Origin of the sequence: Sphingomonas silueang, from assembly GCF_040049155.1 — a bacterium.
Classification (GTDB): Bacteria; Pseudomonadota; Alphaproteobacteria; order Sphingomonadales; family Sphingomonadaceae; genus Sphingomonas; species Sphingomonas silueang.
On the sequence record NZ_JBDZDK010000004.1, the window covers coordinates 155,791 to 174,625 of the forward strand.

At 69.5% G+C, this 18,835-nt stretch carries 18 protein-coding genes; 13 read left to right on the forward strand and 5 right to left on the reverse strand.

The features are described 5' to 3' along the window. Window positions 1–133 precede the first annotated feature (133 nt). The 3 genes from ABLE43_RS06130 (at window position 134) to ABLE43_RS06140 (ending at window position 2,117) form a co-directional block, all read left to right on the forward strand. Complete coding sequence (locus tag ABLE43_RS06130; protein WP_348977592.1) at window positions 134–661, forward strand: type II secretion system protein GspJ; 528 nt, start codon at window positions 134–136, stop codon at window positions 659–661. Beyond that, entirely contained in the window at window positions 658–1,524 is an 867-nt protein-coding gene (locus ABLE43_RS06135; RefSeq protein WP_348977593.1) for a type II secretion system minor pseudopilin, read from the forward strand. Before ABLE43_RS06130 ends, ABLE43_RS06135 begins: the two co-directional genes overlap by 4 nt. 119 nt (window positions 1,525–1,643) lie before the next feature. After that, a complete protein-coding gene (locus ABLE43_RS06140) occupies window positions 1,644–2,117 on the forward strand; it encodes a restriction endonuclease (RefSeq protein ID WP_348977594.1) in 474 nt (157 codons plus the stop codon). Window positions 2,118–2,133: 16 nt separating this feature from the next. Here ABLE43_RS06140 and ABLE43_RS06145 read toward each other — a convergent pair whose 3' ends face one another. Beyond that, window positions 2,134–2,508 carry a YraN family protein gene (locus tag ABLE43_RS06145; protein WP_348977595.1) on the reverse strand — a complete coding sequence of 125 codons (375 nt, stop codon included), beginning with the start codon at window positions 2,506–2,508 and terminating at the stop codon, window positions 2,134–2,136. Beyond that, window positions 2,505–3,341, reverse strand: a complete 837-nt coding sequence (rsmI, locus tag ABLE43_RS06150; protein ID WP_348977596.1) for a 16S rRNA (cytidine(1402)-2'-O)-methyltransferase — start codon at window positions 3,339–3,341, stop codon at window positions 2,505–2,507. The genes ABLE43_RS06145 and rsmI overlap by 4 nt, the downstream gene beginning before the upstream one ends. A gap of 11 nt (window positions 3,342–3,352) precedes the next feature. Here rsmI and ABLE43_RS06155 point away from each other — a divergent pair, with 11 nt between their 5' ends. Both ABLE43_RS06155 and ABLE43_RS06160 read left to right on the forward strand, forming a co-directional pair. Continuing rightward, entirely contained in the window at window positions 3,353–4,552 is a 1,200-nt protein-coding gene (locus ABLE43_RS06155; protein WP_348977597.1) for a penicillin-binding protein activator, read from the forward strand. Between the two features lie 118 nt (window positions 4,553–4,670). Further along, window positions 4,671–5,351 (forward strand): NYN domain-containing protein, encoded by a 681-nt coding sequence (locus tag ABLE43_RS06160; protein ID WP_348977598.1) that lies wholly within the window; start codon window positions 4,671–4,673, stop codon window positions 5,349–5,351. 6 nt (window positions 5,352–5,357) lie between these two features. Here the strand turns inward: ABLE43_RS06160 and ABLE43_RS06165 are convergent, their stop codons facing one another. Further along, window positions 5,358–6,173: an LD-carboxypeptidase gene (locus tag ABLE43_RS06165; RefSeq protein ID WP_348977700.1), complete on the reverse strand. Its 816-nt coding sequence runs from the start codon at window positions 6,171–6,173 to the stop codon at window positions 5,358–5,360. A gap of 49 nt (window positions 6,174–6,222) precedes the next feature. Here ABLE43_RS06165 and ABLE43_RS06170 point away from each other — a divergent pair, with 49 nt between their 5' ends. Beyond that, the gene (locus ABLE43_RS06170; protein WP_348977599.1) at window positions 6,223–7,623 is read left to right on the forward strand and encodes a glutamate ligase domain-containing protein; all 1,401 of its coding nucleotides are present in this window, start codon (window positions 6,223–6,225) and stop codon (window positions 7,621–7,623) included. 72 nt (window positions 7,624–7,695) lie between these two features. Continuing rightward, window positions 7,696–9,045 carry an MFS transporter gene (locus ABLE43_RS06175; RefSeq protein WP_348977600.1) on the forward strand — a complete coding sequence of 450 codons (1,350 nt, stop codon included), beginning with the start codon at window positions 7,696–7,698 and terminating at the stop codon, window positions 9,043–9,045. A gap of 36 nt (window positions 9,046–9,081) precedes the next feature. Here ABLE43_RS06175 and ABLE43_RS06180 read toward each other — a convergent pair whose 3' ends face one another. Next, window positions 9,082–10,005: an ROK family protein gene (locus tag ABLE43_RS06180; RefSeq protein WP_348977601.1), complete on the reverse strand. Its 924-nt coding sequence runs from the start codon at window positions 10,003–10,005 to the stop codon at window positions 9,082–9,084. 203 nt (window positions 10,006–10,208) lie between these two features. On the opposite strand from ABLE43_RS06180, the gene ABLE43_RS06185 reads away from it, so the two are divergent. The 3 genes from ABLE43_RS06185 to ABLE43_RS06195 all read left to right on the forward strand — a co-directional run bounded on the left by ABLE43_RS06185 (window position 10,209) and on the right by ABLE43_RS06195 (window position 14,939). Further along, a complete protein-coding gene (locus ABLE43_RS06185; protein WP_348977602.1) occupies window positions 10,209–12,722 on the forward strand; it encodes a glycoside hydrolase family 3 protein in 2,514 nt (837 codons plus the stop codon). Window positions 12,723–12,832: 110 nt separating this feature from the next. Next, on the forward strand, window positions 12,833–14,347 hold the full coding sequence (locus ABLE43_RS06190; protein ID WP_348977603.1) for a carboxylesterase/lipase family protein: 1,515 nt from the start codon (window positions 12,833–12,835) through the stop codon (window positions 14,345–14,347). A 256-nt stretch (window positions 14,348–14,603) separates the two neighbouring features. Beyond that, window positions 14,604–14,939, forward strand: coding sequence for a hypothetical protein (locus ABLE43_RS06195; RefSeq protein WP_348977604.1), 336 nt, complete (start codon window positions 14,604–14,606; stop codon window positions 14,937–14,939). A 43-nt stretch (window positions 14,940–14,982) separates the two neighbouring features. On the opposite strand, the gene ABLE43_RS06200 is transcribed toward ABLE43_RS06195, so the two are convergent. After that, on the reverse strand, window positions 14,983–15,918 hold the full coding sequence (locus ABLE43_RS06200) for a ribose-phosphate pyrophosphokinase (protein WP_348977605.1): 936 nt from the start codon (window positions 15,916–15,918) through the stop codon (window positions 14,983–14,985). A 91-nt stretch (window positions 15,919–16,009) separates the two neighbouring features. Between ABLE43_RS06200 and ABLE43_RS06205 the strand changes: the two genes are divergently transcribed. From ABLE43_RS06205 to ABLE43_RS06215, 3 genes are all read left to right on the forward strand, one after another. Next, entirely contained in the window at window positions 16,010–16,537 is a 528-nt protein-coding gene (locus ABLE43_RS06205) for a YcxB family protein (RefSeq protein WP_348977606.1), read from the forward strand. A 41-nt stretch (window positions 16,538–16,578) separates the two neighbouring features. Continuing rightward, window positions 16,579–17,898, forward strand: coding sequence for a glutamate--tRNA ligase (gene gltX / locus ABLE43_RS06210; RefSeq protein WP_348977607.1), 1,320 nt, complete (start codon window positions 16,579–16,581; stop codon window positions 17,896–17,898). Between the two features lie 223 nt (window positions 17,899–18,121). Beyond that, window positions 18,122–18,799 carry a TonB family protein gene (locus ABLE43_RS06215; protein ID WP_348977608.1) on the forward strand — a complete coding sequence of 226 codons (678 nt, stop codon included), beginning with the start codon at window positions 18,122–18,124 and terminating at the stop codon, window positions 18,797–18,799. The last annotated feature ends 36 nt before the right edge of the window (window positions 18,800–18,835 follow it).

The window sequence follows — 18,835 nt, forward strand, 5'->3', positions numbered from 1 at the left end:
CATGGCTGAATCCGCCGACCCAGCCAGATCGTACCCCCGCGCAGGCGGGGGGGCAGGGGCGCAGTCGCCGACCGTCGTTCCACCGGACCCTGGGCCCCCACCTGCGCGGGGGTACGCCGCTGTTCACCGGGACATGTGCCCACCCCCCCAATCCGGCTTCACCCTGCTCGAACTGATGATCTCGCTCGGCCTGTTCGCGCTGATCGCGGTGGCGGGCCTCGCGCTGGTCGACAGCGTGATCGGCGTCGACGGGCGGACCGAGGCGCGGCTGGACCGGGTGGCGGACATGCAGCGGGCGATGGTGGTGATCGCCAGCGACCTCGACCAGATCGCGCCGGGGCCGCTGGCGGGCGACGGCGCGCGGCTGCGGTTCCGGCGCGCCGCACCGGGGTTCGGCGGACCGGCGCTGACCGTCGCCTATCGCGTCGAGGGCGGACGGCTGCTGCGCGACGTCGACGGGCGGGCGCAACTGGTGCTGGACGGGGTGGCGGGCGCGCGCTGGCGCTATTTCGACGGCAGCTGGCTGCCCGCATGGCCGCCCGCGCCGGATCGCGCCACCGGCTGGCCGCGCGCGGTGGCGGTGGAGCTGGAACTCACCGGCCCCGGCGGCGGGCTGCTGCGCCGCGTCGTGGCGCTGCCGCAACCGGCGCAGGCATCGTGAGGCCCGCGACGCCCGAGCGCGAGGGCGGCATGATCCTCGTCAACGTGCTGATGTTCGTCGCCATCGCCAGCGGGCTCGTCCTGCTGATGATCAACCGCGAGGAACTGGCGCTCGACCGCTCGATCCGCGCGCGGGAGGCGGCGCGGGCGCTGGCGGTGGTGCGCGGCGGCGAGCTGTCGGCGCTGGTCGCGCTGCAACGCGACGCACGCATCGCGCCCGAGGCCGACTATCCCGGCGAACCCTGGGGCGCGCTGGCCGAGGACGGCATCGCGATCGAGGGCGGGCGGTTCGACCTCGCGCTCGCCGATGCGCAGGGGCGGTTCAACGTCAATTCGGTGCGGCGCGGCGAGGACCCGATCCCGCAGCTGGTGTTCCTGCGCATCGCCCGCGCGGCGGGCCTCACCGACGAACAGGGGGTGGCGGCGATCGCGCTGATCCGCGAGCGGGGGCCGGTGCAGGACCTGCGCCCGCTGGGTGCGTTCCTGCCGCCCGACAAGGCGGCGCTGCTGGCGCGGATGGTGACGGCGCTGCCCGGCGACACGCCGGTCAACCTCAACGCGGCGACGCCCGAACTGCTGGGCGTGCTGTTCGAGCCGGACAAGGTCCCGCGCCTGCTCGCGGTGCGCAACCGGCAGGGCTATCTGTCGAAGGAAGACCTTGCGCGCGAGGACGTGACCGTGCCCGCGGGCACCGGCTTCCAGTCGAACCACTATTGGGTCCGCACCCGCGCGACGATCGGCGGCACGGTGCAGCAGGGCGCGACGCTGATCGAACGGGTCAAGACGGAAGCGGGGATACAGGCGATCCCGGTGGAACGCTGGCGCAACGCCGCGATTCCGCCGGAGGTGCCGGGGTTCGGGTGAGAGCAGACGACGCACAACTTGGTTTATCATTGCATTTGCTTGCGACCCTCCCCAAATCGCCCGTTAACCTATATTTTGGCAATCAAATTCTACCGCTATTACGATGTGAAAGTGGCATAATGTCTAGATACGATCCTGATTTCGATCCCACTGATTCGGATTTTGAGCAGCTAGCACGCGAAATTGTCGAGCTAGACCCTGACTTGGTAAAGATTCGCGGTGCGAGCAATCAAGGTGGAGATGACGGGGTTTATAGAAACGTAGTAACCGGTAACATTTTGACGGTAGAGGCAAAGTTCTATCGGCAGCAGCGGAATTTGCCGCGCCGTGATGTCGACAACCTAAATGAGGCGGCTGCTCGAAACGAAGAGGCGTACGGTGGTAGGTCCGACAAGGTTCTGATTACTACTTCTGGTGTTATCGGGCATGGTACCAAAAAAAAATTGAAGGAGATCGAAAGGCAAGGCTCTCCTGTTATAGTGCATGACTATGAAAAAATTAAAGAAATTGCAGAGGATGCTTCAGTGCCTGCGGGTCTAGCAGATGGATTGAAGGCATGCCTGCGTAAAAAGGCTAGGCGAACGTCAGTTTAGTCTGAGAGAGCGAGTGCTAATACCCCACCCACGCATTCTCGATATGCCGGAGCGGCACCCGCCGCGCGATCAGGATCACGTCGATCCGCACGTCCTCGCCGCCCGCCGCATAGGCCGGGGCCAGAACCTCGGCCGCCGCCGCCACCCGCGCCAGCCGCCGCTCGTCGATCGCCACGTCCAGATCGGCTACGCCCTGCCGCAGCTTCACCTCGACGAACGCCACCAGACCCGGACGCCGCGCGATCAGGTCCACCTCGCCGACCCTGGTCTTGACCCGGCGCGCGACGATCTCCCAGCCCTTCAGCCGCAGCCACCATGCGGCGATGCGCTCGCCCTGCCGTCCGGCGGCATCGGCGGCGATGCGCGACGCGGTGGAGCGTGGTCGCCTCATTCGCCCTTCATCGCCAGCGCCCGCGCGTAGAGTTCCTTGCGGTCCAGCCCCAGCGCCTTGGCCACTTCCCCCGCCGCCTTCGACGCGGGCAGCCGGGTCAGCGCCTCGCGCAGCGCCGCCTCGCCGTCCTCTTGCGTCGCGGGCGGTGGCGCACCGGGAGGGGCGACGACGATCACGATCTCGCCCTTGGGCGGCGCATCGGCATAGCGCGCGGCCAGCGCCGACAGCGTGTCGGTCACGCATTCCTCGAACCGCTTGGTGATCTCGCGCGCGACGCCCGCCTCGCGGTCGCCCAGCCCCTCGGCCAGTGCGGCGAGGGTGGCGGCAAGGCGCGGCCCGCTCTCGTAGAACACCAGCGTGGCGCGCACCGCGGCGATCTCGGCGATCGCCTCGGCGCGGGCATGCGCCTTGGGCGGCAGGAATCCGGCGAACAGGAAGCGGTCGGTCGGCAGGCCCGCCAGCGTCAGCGCCGCCACCGCCGCGCACGGCCCCGGAATCGTCACCACCGCATGGCCCGCCCCGCGCGCGTCGCGCACCAGCTTGTAGCCCGGATCGGAGATCAGCGGCGTGCCCGCGTCCGACACCAGCGCCACCGCTTCCGACGCCATCCGCGCGATCAGGCCCGGCCGCATCCCTTCCGCATTGTGATCGTGATACGGGATCATCGGCCGCCTGACCCCGATATGGCGCAGCAGCCCCGCCGTCACCCGGCTGTCCTCCACCGCGATCACGTCGGCGCGCGACAGGATATCGGCGGCGCGCGGCGACAGGTCTGTGAGATTGCCGATCGGGGTCGCGACGATGTAGAGGCCGGGGGCAAGTTTTTCGGTCATCAGGATATTCCATGGCAGACACGACCGCCCGCCCGCAATGGCGTCACCACCTCGCGCGCGGGATCGCCGTGCTCGGCGCGGCACTCCTGTCCGCCTGCAGCGGCATCGTGCCGCGGGGGCCGGTGGAACAGGCGCCGCCGCCCGTCACCCGCCCGCAGCCGACCCGGCCCGATCCGATCACCGGGGGCATCCCGGCGGATACCCAGCGCCACCGCGTCGCACTGCTGGTGCCGATGACCGGCCCCAACGGCGGGGTCGGGCGCTCGATCGCCAATGCGACGCAGCTGGCGTTGCTCGATTCGCGCAGCGAGCGGGTGCGCATCACCACCTATGACACCGCGCTCGGCGCCGCCGCCGCCGCCAGCCGCGCCATCGCGGAAGGCAACCGCCTGATCCTCGGCCCCCTGCTGGCCGACGACGTGCGCGCCGTCGCGCCGATCGCCCGCGACGCGAAGGTGCCGGTCGTCAGCTATTCCAACGACGTGTCGGTCGCGGGGAACGGCACCTATCTGCTCGGCTATACCCCGGCCCAGTCGATCGAGCGGGTGGTGGAATATGCCCGTAGCAGCGGCATCAGCCGTTTCGCCGGGCTGGTGCCCGCGGGCGTCTATGGCCAGCGTGCCTCGACCAGCTTCCTGCGTGCGGTCGAACAGGCGGGCGGGCAGGTCGTGTCGCTCCAGACCTATGACCGGGGGCAGGGGCAGATCGCCGCCGCCGTCACCCGCCTGTCGCGCACCTCGCCCTATGAGGCGGTGCTGATCGCCGACCAGGCGGGCACCGCCGCGCTGGCCGTTCCCGCGATCCGGCGGGGGGCGAGCAAGGGCGCGAAGCTGCTCGGCACCGAATTGTGGAACACCGAGACGGGGCTCGGGTCGATGCCCGCGCTGAACGGTGCGTGGTATGCCAGCGTGTCGAACACCCTCTACCGCCAGTTCGCGACCAAGTACCGCGCGCGCTTCAACGCCGCGCCCTATCGCCTCGCCAGCCTGGGGTATGATTCGGTGCTGCTGACGATCCGCATCGCGCGCGACTGGCCGGTCGGGCGCGACTTCCCCGAAAGCCGCCTGCGCGCAGAGGACGGCTTTGCGGGGCTGGACGGCGCATTCCGCTTCGGGCGCGACGGCGTGGCCGAACGCGCGCTGGAGGTGCAGGAGGTGCGCACCGGGGGGGCGGTAACGGTCAGCCCGGCGCCGCGGACGTTCGGGGAGTAGGGGGGTGTTGAAATTCGCATGTTTCCGGTATACCTGAAACATAACTCCCCCGATGGCTTCGGCCGTCGGGCGCACGGCGGGCCAAAAGCCCGCCGTTGCTCTTTGTAGGGCGGATGCCTTGAACACCCACGTCTATATCGACGGGTTCAACCTCTATTACGGGCTGCTGAAGGGCACGCCGTACAAATGGCTCGATCTGGAGCGTTGGTGCGACCAGCTTCTGCCGCGCAACAGCGTCACGAAAATCCATTATTTCACCGCGCAGGTCGATGCCCGCCCGCAGGATCCCGACCAGCCGACCCGCCAGTTCGCCTATCTTCAGGCGCTGCGATCGCTGGCGCGTGTCGAAGTGCATCTCGGCACCTTCATGAGTTCGGTGGTCAATCAGGTGCTCGTCGAAACCGATCCCGACACGGGCCGCTATCGACGCTCGGGCGGACAACCGGTCCTCCGGCTCGACCCGACGGGGCAGCCGATGAGGGCATGGACCTACAAGAGCGAAGAGAAGGGATCGGACGTCAACCTTGCGGCACATCTGCTGCGGGACGCCTATCGCGGCCATTGCGATTGTGCGGTCATCGTCTCGAATGATTCCGACCTGCTGACCCCGATTCGTATCGCGAAGCAGGACTGCGGCACAGTGATCGGGCTGGTCCCGCCCCGACCGCGTGGCAGCATCGAGCTGAAGGCACTGGCGGATTTCCGGATCGAACCGCGTGTGCATCTGCTGGCCGGTTCGCAACTGCCCGATCCGGTCGTCACCGCGACAGACACGATTCACAAACCCGCCAACTGGTAGCGCCGCTCAAGCCACCCCGAACGGCACCACCATGTTCGCCGCATAATGGCCGATCGTCGCCCGCCCCAGATAGGGCACGCCCATCTCGCGCGCCCAGCGGGTGACGATCTGTTCCTCGCTCTCGCCGAAGCCCGTGTCGTCGGCGCTGCGATCGGTGACGGCACCCAGCCGTAGCCCCGCGATCCCCTTCAACTGCGTGGACGCCGCCAGCTGGAAGAACAGCCGGTCGAGCCGGTAGAGATCCTCGCCGACCTCCTCCACCATCACCACATGGTCGGTCAGGTCGGGCAGCCACGGCGTGCCGACCAGCGAACACAGGATGACGAGGTTGAACGCCACGGTCGGGCGCCCGTCCAGTTCGGGGGCGAGCACCCGCCGGTCGCCCTCCACCAGCCATGCCAGCGATCGCGCCGCGCTGTTGGTGCCGCCCGCCTTGCCGACCTGCGCCGCCATCGGCCCGTGCACCGGTCGCCCGATCCGCCGGGCATAGAGCGCGCCGAGCAGGAACCCCATGTCGGAAAAGCCGACATAGGCCTTGTTCGCCGCCGCCCGGTTCAGCTGCGGCATGACGGTGCTCAGGATGCGGTTCGATCCGTATCCGCCGCGCGCGAACCAGATCGCGTCGAAGCCGGGATCGTTGGCGAATTCGAGGAAGGCGGCGGCGCGCTGTTCGTCGGTGCCCGCGAAATGCCCGGCATCGAGGAAGCATTGCGGGTGCACCACGAGGTCGAGCGTGGGCCAGGTCAGCGCCGCATAGCCCTGCGTGCGCGCCATCTGTTCCTCGTCCACCCGCCGCGCCGGTGCGACGACCCCGATCCGCATGTCCGCAACCCCGCTTGCCTCGTTGAGCCCATGGCGATAGCGCCGCACGATGCTCCACGGCAAATCCTTCTTCCTCGTCGGCATCGGCGGTTCGGGCATGCTGCCCCTCGCGCTCATCCTCGCCGGGCGCGGCGCGACCGTCGCCGGTTCGGACCGCAGCCTCGACCAGGCGACGCTCCCGGCCAAGTTCGATGCGCTGCGCGCCGCGGGCATCGCGCTGTTCCCGCAGGACGGCAGCGGCATCGTATCGGCCGACCAGATCGTCGTCGCCTCCGCCGCGATCGAGCCGACCGTCGCCGATGTCGTCGCCGCGGATCGGGTGGGGGCAAGGCGGATGGGCCGCGCCGAACTGCTCGCCGAGCTGTTCAATGCCGCCGCACTCCCGATCGGCGTCGCCGGCACCAGCGGCAAGTCGACCGTCACCGGCATGATCGCGCATATCCTCCATATGCTGGGCCGCGATCCCACCGTCATGAACGGCGCGGTGATGAAGAATTTGGTCGCCCCCGACCGCCCCTTCGCCAGCGCGCTGGTCGGGGCCGGCGACGCCTTCGTCAGCGAGGTGGATGAGAGCGACGGGTCGATCGCCTTCTACCGACCGTCGGTGGCGGTGCTGAACAACGTCAGCCTCGACCACAAGACGCTGGACGAGCTGCGCGCGCTGTTCGGCGGCTTCGCGGATCGCGCCCGCCACACGGTCGTCAACATCGGTGACGGCGAGGCGGCGGCGCTGGCGGCGGCGATCCCGGCCGAGCGGCGGACGACCTTCGCGGTGGAGGGCGAGGCCGATCTGGTCGCGACCGATCCGGTACTGGAGCCCTATGCCAGCCGCTTCACCCTCGTCACGAAGGACGGCACGCATGCCGTGCGGCTGGCGGTGCCGGGGCGGCACAACATCGCCAATGCGCTGGCGGCGCTGGGCGCGGTCGCGGCGGCGGGGGTGCCGCTCGGCGATGCGGTGCAGGCGATCGCCGGGTTCGTGGGGCTGAAGCGCCGGTTCGAGCGGGTGGGGGAGGCGGGGGGCGTCACCGTCCTCGACGATTTCGGCCACAACCCCGACAAGATCGCCGCCACCATCGCCACGCTGCGCAGCCAGCCGGGCCGACTGCTGCTGCTGTTCCAGCCGCACGGCTATGGCCCGCTCCGGGTCATGCGCCGCGAACTGGTGGCGATGTTCGCGCGCGATCTGGCGCCGGACGACCTGCTGGTGCTGCCCGATCCGGTCTATCGCGGCGGCACGGTCAAGCGGGAAGTCACCAGCGCCGACATCGTCGCCGACCTGACCGTCATCGGCGCACCCGCGCGGCACATCCCCGATCGCGCCGCCGCCGCCGCGCATCTGGCGGCGCAGGCGCGGACGGGCGACCGCATCGTCGTGATGGGCGCGCGCGACGACACCCTCTCGGCACTCGCCGCCGATATCGTCGCGATGCTGGACGCACGTCGATAGCCTCTATCCCGCTTGCCCGACAGCGAATAAGATAAAATGAAAGTTTAATTTGTCGGACAAGGGAGAGGCCGGTTGGCTGTCAAACAGGCGGGTTCCGCCACCACGGGGCTGGCGTTCGCCGCCGTCACCACATTGTTCTTCGCATGGGGGTTCATCACCTCGCTGATCGATCCGCTGGTCGCGGCGGTGAAGGGCATCTTCACCCTGTCCGACTTCGAGGCGCAGTTCGCGGCGACGGCGTTCTTCCTCGCCTATGGGCTGATCTCGATGCCCGCCGCGATCCTGCTGGCGCGGCTGAAGGCGGTGCCCTCGATCCTGTTCGCGCTGGTGACGATGGTCGTCGGCTGCCTGACGATGCTGGTCGCGGCGAACCTCGCGGTGTTCCCGCTGGTGCTGGCCGGGCTGTTCATCCTCGCGGCCGGGATCACCGTGTTGCAGGTCGCGGCCAATCCGCTGGCGGCGGCGCTCGGCGATCCGAAGCTCAGCCACTTCCGCCTGACGCTCAGCCAGACGTTCAATTCGTTCGGCACCTTCCTCGGGCCGCTGCTCGGCGCCAGCCTGTTCCTCGAAGGGGTCGAGGTGAAGGACGGCACGGTATTGACCGACGCGGTGCGTGCGGGCGCGCTGGCGGGCATCGACCGGGCCTATTTCTGGATCGCCGGGCTGATCGCGGCGCTGGCGCTGTTCTTCTTCCTCAGCCGCAAGGTGGTGTCGGCGGCGGTGCCCGCGACACCCGCCGCCGTCCCCTCGGCAGGCACGCTGCTCAGCGAAGCGTTCGCGTCGAAATGGGCGCTGCTCGGCGCGTCGGCGATCTTCATCTATGTCGGTGCGGAAGTCGCGATCGGGACGCAGATGGCGCTGTTCCTCAACGCGGATACCGTATGGGGCACCTCCAACGCCGCGTTCGGCGTGCCGCTGCTCGGCTTCGCGATGGGCGACGACGGGGTGCCGGGCGTGTCGCTCCAGGAAGCGGGCAAGGCGGTCGCCTTCTACTGGGGCGGGGCGATGGTCGGCCGCGCGATCGGATCGGTGCTGCTCTCCAAGGTGAAGGCGCACCGGCTGATGACGCTGTTCACCGCGATCGCGGTGGCGATGTGTCTCTATGTCGCGTTCGTCGGCGGGGTGACGGCGGGGTTCGTCGCGCTCTCGATCGGGCTGTTCAACTCGATCATGTTCCCGGTGATCTTCACGCTGACCCTCGAACGCTCGACCGCGAGCGAGGCGGCGACCTCCGGGCTGCTGTGCACCGCGATCGTCGGGGGGGCGGTGATCCCGCTGATCGTGGGGCTCGTGTCGGGCGCAACCAGCCATGGCTTCGCCTTTGTGGTGCCCGCGATCTGCTATGCGCTGCTGTGCGCCTTTGCGGTGGCGGCGGGGCGGACGGGCGTGCGCAACATCGCCTCGGCGAAGAGCCTGCACTGATCCGGGCGGGCGGGGGCTGCGCGCCCCCGCCACGCTTCACGCGGCGGCGAGCGCGCGCTGTGCCAGCGCGATCGATCCGAGCGGCCCCGCCTGATCGCCGAGCGCCGGGGCGACGACATAGCCGCCCGCGGTCGGCAGCGGCAGATAGCCGTTGATGCTGGCCCTGAGCGCCGGTTCGATCCGGGGCAGCAGGTGCGGCTGCTTGTTCATCACCCCGCCGCCGATCGCGATCCGCTTCGGACCCGTCGTCGCCACCATCGCATGGCACATGGCGACGATCGCCGACACGACCCGGTCCCAGACCGGATGATCGGCGGGGATGGTCGAGACATGCACGTCACCCAGCGCCGCCTTGATGCCGGTGCCCGATGCCAGTCCCTCGACACAATCGTCGTGGAACGGGCAGCCGCTGGGCAGCGTGTCGCCCGGCAGCCGCGGCACGCGCAGATGGCCGATCTCGGCATGGCCGATCCCGCGCGTGGGCGCGCCGTTGACCAGCAGCCCCACGCCGACCCCGGTGCCGATGGTGACATAGGCGAAGTCGTCCAGACCCTTGCCCGACCCCCAGCGCGTCTCGGCGAAGGCCGCGCCGTTCACGTCGGTGTCGAACGCCACGGGCACGTCGAACCCGGCGGTCAGCCGTCCGGCGACATCGGCCATCGGCCAGCCGGGCTTGGTCGTGGCGAGGATGTGCCCCCAGGTCGGCGAGGCGGGATCGAGATCGACCGGCCCGAAGCTGGCAATGCCGAGCGCGCCGAAGCCGTGCGTATCCCGCCAGCGGCGCAGGATGGCGGCGATCGCGGGCAGCGTCTCGTCGGGATGGGTCGTGGGGACGGTTTCCTGCGCCAGGATCGCCCCCGGGCCGAATCCCAGCGTGCAGACGCATTTGGTGCCGCCCAGTTCGATCCCGGCGAACGGCACGCCGCTGCCGTCCGACTGCGTGCCGGTGTCCATCGTCATCCCCACCCCTGAAAAACGTCTGCCCTCGATACCCGGCAGCGTTGCAGCAATGCAGCGAAAAAGCAAATATGAAATCGTAAATAGGCGGACGGCAGCGCGTTCCACCATCACCGCAGTTCGAGATTGACAACGCTGTCTATTTTAGCGATCCACCGGCCAGCGCCCCGGAACGACAGCGGGCGGTCCCCAGGGAGAGTGATGCGATGACACCGGCCAGAATGTTCCTGATGTGCACCGCCATGGCCGCTTTCGGCGGGGCGCTGCCCGCAGGGGCGCAGACCGTGCCCGCACCGCCGCCCGCCGCCACCGCGCATCCCGAGATCTGGCCGCGCGCCAACTGGCCGTACAGGACCGATGCGGCGATGGAAGCGCGCATCGCCGACCTCATCAAGCGGATGACGGTCGAGGAAAAGGTGGGGCAGGTGATCCAGGGCGACATCGCCAGCCTGACACCCGCGGACGTGAAGCGCTATCACCTCGGCTCGGTGCTCAACGGCGGCAATTCCGCCCCGAACAACGACGAGTTCGCTCCCGCCGCCGAATGGCTGAAGCTCGCCGACCGCTTCTATGAAGCGTCGGTCGATACGTCGGACGGCGGCGTCGGCATTCCGGTGATCTGGGGCACCGACGCGGTGCACGGCCACAGCAACATCGTCGGCGCGACGCTGTTCCCGCACAATGTCGGGCTGGGCGCGATGCGCGACCCGGCGCTGATGCGGAAGATCGCGCAGGCGACGGCGGCGGAAATCCGCGCGACCGGCATCGAATGGACCTTCGCCCCCACCATCACCGTGCCGCAGGACCTGCGCTGGGGCCGCGCATACGAGGGCTATTCGTCCGATCCGAAGCTGGTGGCGAGCTATGTCACCCAGTTCATCGAGGGGTTGCAGGGCGCGCCGGGCTCTACGGGTCAGCTGAAGGGTCCGTATGTCCTCGCCTCGACCAAGCATTTCCTCGCCGACGGCGGCACCTTCGGCGGGCAGGATCAGGGCGACGCGAAGATCCCCGAAACCACGCTGCGCGACATCCACGGCACCCCCTATGTCGCGGCGATCGACGCGGGCGTGCAGACCGTCATGGCCAGCTTTTCGAGCTGGAACGGCGAGAAGATCACCGGCCACAAGGGGCTGATGACCGATGTGCTGAAGAAGCGCATGGGCTTCGGCGGGTTCATCGTCAGCGACTGGAACGCGCATGGCCAGGTCGCGGGCTGCACCAACGCCAGCTGCCCGCGCGCGATCAACGCCGGGCTCGACATGTATATGGCGCCCGACAGCTGGAAGCCGATGTGGGAAAGCCTCGTGCGGCAGGTGAAGTCGGGCGAGGTGCCGATGGCGCGCCTGGACGATGCGGTGGCCAATATTCTGCGCGTCAAGCTGCGCGCCGGGCTGTTCGACGTGGGCAAGCCCTCGACCCGGGCGCTGTCGGGCAGGTTCGACCTGCTCGGCAGCCCGGAGCACCGCGCCATCGCGCGCGAGGCGGTGGCCAAGTCGCTGGTGCTGCTCAAGAACAACGGCTCGCTGCTGCCGCTCAAGCCCGGCGCGCGGGTGCTGGTGGCGGGTGACGGCGCGGATGACGTGGCGCGCCAGTCGGGCGGCTGGACACTGACGTGGCAGGGGACGGGCATCGACCCCAAATATTTCCCCGGCGCGACCTCGATCTACAAGGGGATCGACGGCGCGGTGAAGGCGGCGGGGGGCAGCGCGATGCTGTCGCCGACCGGCAGCTTCACCGGTGCGAAGCCTGACGTCGCGATCGTGGTGTTCGGCGAGACGCAATACGCCGAGTTCCAGGGCGATATCAAATCGCTCCAGCTCCGCCCGGAGCAGCGCGCGCCGATCGAGACGATGAAGAAGCTGAAGGCGCAGGGGATTCCGGTCGTCGCGGTGATGCTGACCGGGCGTCCGCTGTTCGTGAACCCGGCGATCAACGCCGCCGACGCCTTCGTCGTCGCATGGCTGCCGGGGTCGGAGGGCGAGGGCGTGTCCGACGTGCTGTTCCGCGCGCCCGACGGCAAGGTGCGTCGCGATTTCACCGGCAAGCTGTCCTTCGCATGGCCCGCCACGGCGGACGCGACCGGCCCGACCCAGTTTCCGCTCGGCTATGGCCTGTCGGGGGCGAGCCGCACGACGGTGCCGGTGCTGAGCGAGGACCCGCGCGTGACCGAAGCCGATTCGGGCGGCGTGTTCATGGACAAGGGCCTGCCCGCGACCGCATGGTCGCTGGAGGTCGGCGGGGCCGGGACCGGCGGCAACACCCGCGTCACCACCGTGCCCGCCCAGTCGGGCGGCGGCCGGGTGAAGGTGAGCGCCACCGATTACGGCGTGCAGGAAGGCGCGCGCCGGTTCGAGGTGGACGGCAGCGGCCCGGCGGAGATCGTGCTGCGCACCCAGTCGCCGGTCGACCTGCTGCGCCAGACCAACGGCGACGTGATGCTACTGGCGACGATGCGCGTCGATGCCGCGCCGACCCGGCCCGTCACCCTCGGCATCCGCACCGGTGCGGGCGGCAGCACCGTGCCGCTCGGCCAGCTCGACCTGCTGCCGGCGGGCCAGTGGAAGACGGTCGGCGTGCCGCTGAAATGCTTCGCAGGCAATGTGAACATGGGCACGGTCGATACGCCGTTCGTGCTGTCGACCGACGGACGCATGACGGTCAGCATCGCCCGCGTGCTGCTCGGCACGACGGCGGACGTGACCTTGCCCTGCAGGAAGTGAGCGGCGGGCATCCGCGCGGCTGATCCGGCCGCGCGGGCTTGCCCGCCGATGCCGGATGCCGCACATCGCGGGCGAACCGGTCGAAGCCGGGCAGACGAAGGGGACGCAGCGTGACCGGCGGACGATTCATCGGTGTTTCCCTCGGGCTCGCGGCGCTCGCCGCGGTGGCGGTCGTCGCGCAACAGGTGCCGCCTGCCGCCGCGCCCGTCCCGCCCCGCGTGTCGGTGTCGGGCGGGATCGTCGAGGGGCAGGTGCTCCCCGACCGCACGATCTTTCGCGGCCTGCCCTATGCCGCGCCGCCGCTCGGGGCCAATCGCTGGCGCGAGCCGCAGCCGGTGGTCGAATGGACCGGCATCCGCCCTGCGACTGCGCAGCCGCCCGCCTGCCTCCAGAACGACTATGGCTGGAACCGCGCGCATCATGTCCGCGCGAGCGAGGATTGCCTGACGCTGGACGTCGGCACGCCGTCGATGACCGGCAAGGCCCCGGTAGTGGTGTGGATCCACGGCGGCAGCAACCGCGCTGGATCGGGCGACGGCATGGTCTATGCGCCGATGGTGGCGAAGGGGGTGGTGGTCGTCGCGCTCCAGTATCGCCTCGGCATCTTCGGTTTCCTGCCCCACCGGGCGCTGGCCGCAGAGGCGGGCGGCAACAGCGGCAACTACGGCCTGATGGACCAGATCGCGGCGCTGCGCTGGGTCCGCGACAATATCGCCAAGTTCGGCGGCGATCCCGACAATGTGACCATCGCGGGCGAGAGCGCGGGGTCGCAGGACGTATCGCTGCTGCTCGCTTCGCCGCTGGCGCGCGGGCTGTTCGCCAAGGCGGCGATGGAATCGGGTACGCCGGGCTTCGGCCTGCCGTGGCGACCGCTGAAAGAGGCGTTCCGCATCGGCGACCAGCTCGATTCGCTGCTGGGCACGCAAGGTACGGCGGGTTTGCGGGGGGCGTCGGCCAATGCGCTGCTCGCCGCCGACCTGAAGCTGCACGATGCGAAGCTGACCGCCGACGACTATCTCTATCTGCGCACGACGATCGACGGCGCGGTGCTGCCCGACAGCCCCGACAAGCTGTTCGTCACCGCCCCGCGCAAGCCGGTCATCATCGGCAGCAACATGCTCGAGCTCGACCTGCCCGGCGGGCGCGCGGCGCGCGACGGCTTCGTCGACCTCTCGTTCGGGGCTAATGCGGAAAGCGCGCGCGGCTTCTACCGTCTCGACCAGCCCGACGATGCGCCGCATCCCCGGCTCGGCACGCGCGAACAGCAGATCGCGACCGATGCCACCTTCCGCTGCCCGGCGAACAATCTGGCGACGTTGCTCGCCGCGCGCGGCTGGCCGGTATGGCGCTACGAATTTGACATCGCGGGCGACGGGGGGGCGGGGCCGACGACCCATGCCGCCGAAATCCCGTTCGTGTTCGGGATGCGGCCCGCCGGGCCGGTGTCGATGCTCGACTATTGGGTCGCCTTCGCGAAGAGCGGCGATCCGTCGGGCGCGGGACTGACGCCGTGGCCGCGGCAGGTGCGCGGCAAGCCCGCCAACCTGCTGTTCGAGCTGCGTGGGCCGACGGCGCGCGACGGCGACATCCGCCCCGACATCTGCCGCCTGACGAGCGCGCTGTAGCGGGTTCCACTGCCCGCCTCCCCCTGTCCGGCAACCGTTCGTGTCGAGCGAAGTCGAGACACGGTGCGCGGCGTTTGCGGCACGTCCCTCGACTTCGCTCGGGACGAACGGGTAAGCGGTTCGGATGGACCGGAATGCCGAAAAGCTGAACGAACCGCGTATGGTTGCGACAGTTCGACACAGTTTTCCGGCACTTGCGACAAACATGCGCGACACGGGTTTCCTACCTTCCCTGTCACCCAAGAGGAGGAAACCGATGAAGAAGTTCGCAATGATCCTGGCCGCCGCCGGCGTCGCCGCCACCGCGCTTCCCGCCGCCGCGCAGCCGGGCTGGCAGTCGATCAACCAGCGTCAGGCGCAGATCGAGCGGCGCATCGACCAGGGCATCCGCAGCGGCGCGCTGAGCCGTCGCGAGGCGGTGAACCTGCGCGCCGAATTCCGCCAGATCGCCAGCCTCGAACAGCGCTACCGCCGCTCGAACGGCCTGTCGCTGGCCGAGCGCCGCGACCTGCAGCGCCGCTTCGACGCGCTGTCGTACAAGGTGCGGGTCGACAAGAACGACCGCAACAACCGCCCCGGCTATCGCCGCTGAGGCAGCATCGCCGCCGGAGCATCCTCCGGCGGCGGTTCGCATATCAGTCGAACAGGCTCGACACCGACGATTCGTCGGCGATGCGGCGGATCGCCTCGGCCAGCAGCGGGGCGATGGTCAGGTGGCGGATCTTGGTCCCCTGCGCGATCACGTCGTGGTTGCCGATCGAATCGGTGATGACCAGTTCCTCCAGCGCCGACGCCTCGACCCGCGCCACCGCGCCGCCCGAGAGCACGCCGTGGGTGCAATAGGCGACCACGCCGACCGCGCCCGCCGCCTTCAGCGCCGCCGCCGCGTTGCACAGCGTGCCCGCCGAATCGACGATATCGTCGATCAGCACGCAGAAGCGCCCCTCGACATCGCCGATGATGTTCATCACTTCCGATTCGCCCGCACGCTCGCGCCGCTTGTCGACGATGGCCAGCGGAGCGTTGTGGAGCCGCTTGGCGAGGCTGCGCGCGCGCACCACGCCGCCGACGTCGGGCGAGACGACCATCAGGTTATGCTCGCCGAAGCGGGTCTTGATGTCCTCCGACATCACCGGCGCGGCATAGAGATTGTCGGTCGGGATATCGAAGAAGCCCTGGATTTGCCCGGCATGGAGATCGACGCACAGCACGCGGTCGGCCCCCGCCTCGGTCACGATGTTGGCGACCAGCTTGGCCGAGATCGGCGTGCGCGGGCCGGGTTTCCGGTCCTGTCGCGCATAGCCGAAATAGGGGATCACGGCGGTGATGCGCCGCGCCGACGCGCGCTTCAGCGCGTCGATCATGATGAGCATCTCCATCAGATTGTCGTTGACCGGATAGCTGGTCGACTGGACGACGAACACGTCCTCGCCGCGGACGTTCTCCAGCACCTCGACGAAGATTTCCTCGTCGGCGAAGCGCCGCACGCTCGCCTTGGTCAGCGGGATTTCGAGATAGTCCGCGATCGCGGTCGACAGGGGAAGGTTGGAATTGCCCGCCAGCAGCTTCATGGGTGCGCCCGTCCATGATGAAAAAGGATGCGCGCGCCATAGAGGGCGCGGACGGATTGTGAAACCCATGTGACGCGAAGGGATGACTGGGATGGTCGAGGTCGTGTTCACGCCGACGGCAGCGGACTATGTCGCGGTCCAGCGCACGATGTTCGCGCGTTCGCTGCGGTCGCGTCGGTTCTGGGGGCGTATGGCGCTGCTGGTCGCGGTGGTCGGGGCGGCGTTGCTGGTCGTGCTGCTGGCGCTGGGCGAGCGCTGGCCCACGGCGCTGGTCGCGGCAGGCGGCGGTGTGGTGAGCGGGCTAGCCGGGCTGGCAGCCTGCATCGGCATCAACCGCCTGTTGTTGCCGCGTCGCGCGCGCCGCCTGTTTGCGCAACAGCGCACGCTGCACCACGAACACCGCACTACGCTGGATGCGACCGGGTTCCGCCAGCGAAGCGTGCGCGCGGATATTGCGCTGCCGTGGAACGAGCTGGTGTATTGGCATACCGGGCGGGACGCGCTGCTACTCTACAGCAATGATCTGCTCGCCTATTTCATACCGCTTCATGCGTTCGCGCCAGGGCAACTTGCGCAGGTGGAGACGATACTGACCGATGCCGGACTGCCGCGCCGCTGATGCGGTTGCCGCTGGCGCGACGGCTCCCTACAGGCGACGCCATGATCGTCACCCGCTTCGCCCCCAGTCCCACCGGCACGCTGCACATCGGCAACCTGCGCGCCGCACTCCACAACTGGCTGTTCGCGCAAAGGCACGGCGGGCGGTTCCTGCTGCGGATCGACGATACCGATGGTGCCCGCAGCGAGGAGCGGTTCGTGGACGCGATCCGTGCCGATCTCGCTTGGCTGGGTCTGACGCCCGACGGCGAGGAACGCCAGTCGGCGCGGTTCGACCGCTATGAGGCGGTGTTCGCCGACATGGTCGCGGCGGGCCGCATCTATCCGGCCTATGAGACGCCCGAGGAACTCGACCTGCGGCGCAAGATTCTCGCCGGGCGCGGCCTGCCGCCGGTATATGATCGCGCGGCGTTGAAGCTGACGCCCGAGGATCGCGTGCGGCTGGAGGGCGAGGGGCGGCGCCCGCACTGGCGCTTCCGGCTCGACGCCGAACCGATCGTCTGGGACGACCTGATCCGGGGGCCGCAGCGCTTCGACGGGGCGCTGCTGTCCGATCCGGTGATCCGCCGCGCGGACGGGTCGTGGCTCTATCTGCTCCCCTCGATCATCGACGATGTGGACATGGGCGTCACCCATGTCGTGCGCGGCGAGGATCATGTGTCCAACACCGCGACGCAGATGCAGATGTTCGCCGCGATGGGCGCGACCCCGCCCGCCTTCGCGCACGAGGCGTTGCTGACCGGCGCCGAGGGCAAGCTGTCGAAGCGGCTCGGCTCGCTCGGGATCGATCATTTCCGCGACGAAGGCATCGAGCCGGAGGCGATCGTCGCGCTGCTGGCGCGGCTCGGCACCAGCGATCCCGTGGAACCGATGGTCGATCGGCAGGCGCTGGTCGACGGCTTCGACTTCGCCCGCTTCGGTCGCGCGCCCGCGCGGTTCGACGAGGGCGAGCTGGCGCAGTTGAATGCGCGGATCGTCCACCAGCTGCCGTTCGGGCGGGTACGCCATGCGCTGCCCGCCGACATGGACGCGGCGGCGTGGGAAGCGGTGCGCGGCAATCTCGATCGCGTCGCCGATGCCGCCGACTGGTGGCAGGTCGTGACCGGCACGCCCGACGCCGCGCCGGTCGACCCGGCGGACCGGGCGTTCCTCGATGCCGCCGCCGACATCGCGGAGTCCGTGCCGTGGGAATCGCCGTGGGCGGAACTGACCGCCGCGCTGAAGGCGGCGACCGGGCGCAAGGGCAAGGCGCTGTTCCTGCCGCTGCGCCTCGCGCTGACGGGGCGGGAACATGGCCCGGACATGGGCGCGCTGCTGCCGCTGATCGGGCGCGAACGGGCGGTGGCGCGGCTTCGGGTCTGATCCAGCGAGGCTGGATCAGGGCGGTGCCGGCCCGCTCCCCCACCCGGCCACCCATCAGGATACTTGCGTGGGTGGCCGGGTGAGGGAGCGGGCCGGCACCGCATCCGCCTGAGCGGATCGGATATTGGGCCTGACGCGCACGGCAGCTTTACACGCCGCTCGAACGGGTATCTCCTGCGCCATGCCGATCATGGCCGGGAGACGATATCGAGGAGCGGACGCAATGGCATATCTGGGAAGACAAGGCCTCAGCCCGACCGGGCTGGGCGTGGCGATCGCGATCAACGGCGCGGCACTGGCGCTGCTGACGACGATGGCGACGACGACCGTGTTTCGCGAACCATGGAAACCGTTCGAGGCGGTGAACATCCCCGTCGATCCGCCGCCGCCCGAACCCGTCACCCCGCCGCCGCCCGCGCCCCGCAGCGTCGCCGATCCGGCCCCGCAGCAACTGCCCTATTTCCCGCCCGCGACGACCCCCCGTCCGGGGCCGGGCATCGAGAGCACACCGGTCTTTCCGCCCAGCCCCCCGCTCCAGATCGCGCCGGTCAGCATGGGCGAGGGGCTGGGAGCGGGCGAGCGCGCGCCGGTCGCCACCCCCGCGCCGCCGGTCCTGACCGACGCCAGCGTCGACCCGCGCTACCGCGCCGGTTTCCAGCCCGATTATCCGCCGTTCGAGCGCAATCTGGGGCGTGACGGGGTGGTCGTCGTCCGGGTGCGGATCGGCACCGACGGGCGGGTCACTGCGGTGGAGCAGGTCAGCGCGACCAGCGACGCCTTCTTCGTCGCGACCCGGCGTCGCGCCCTGTCGCACTGGCGGTTCCGCCCCGCGACACGCGACGGGGTAGCGGTCGAAAGCTGGCGCGAGATGACGGTGCGCTTCACCCTCGCGGACGGATAGGGGGCGGGGGGGCTTGGCCACTGGCGAAGCGGGCTG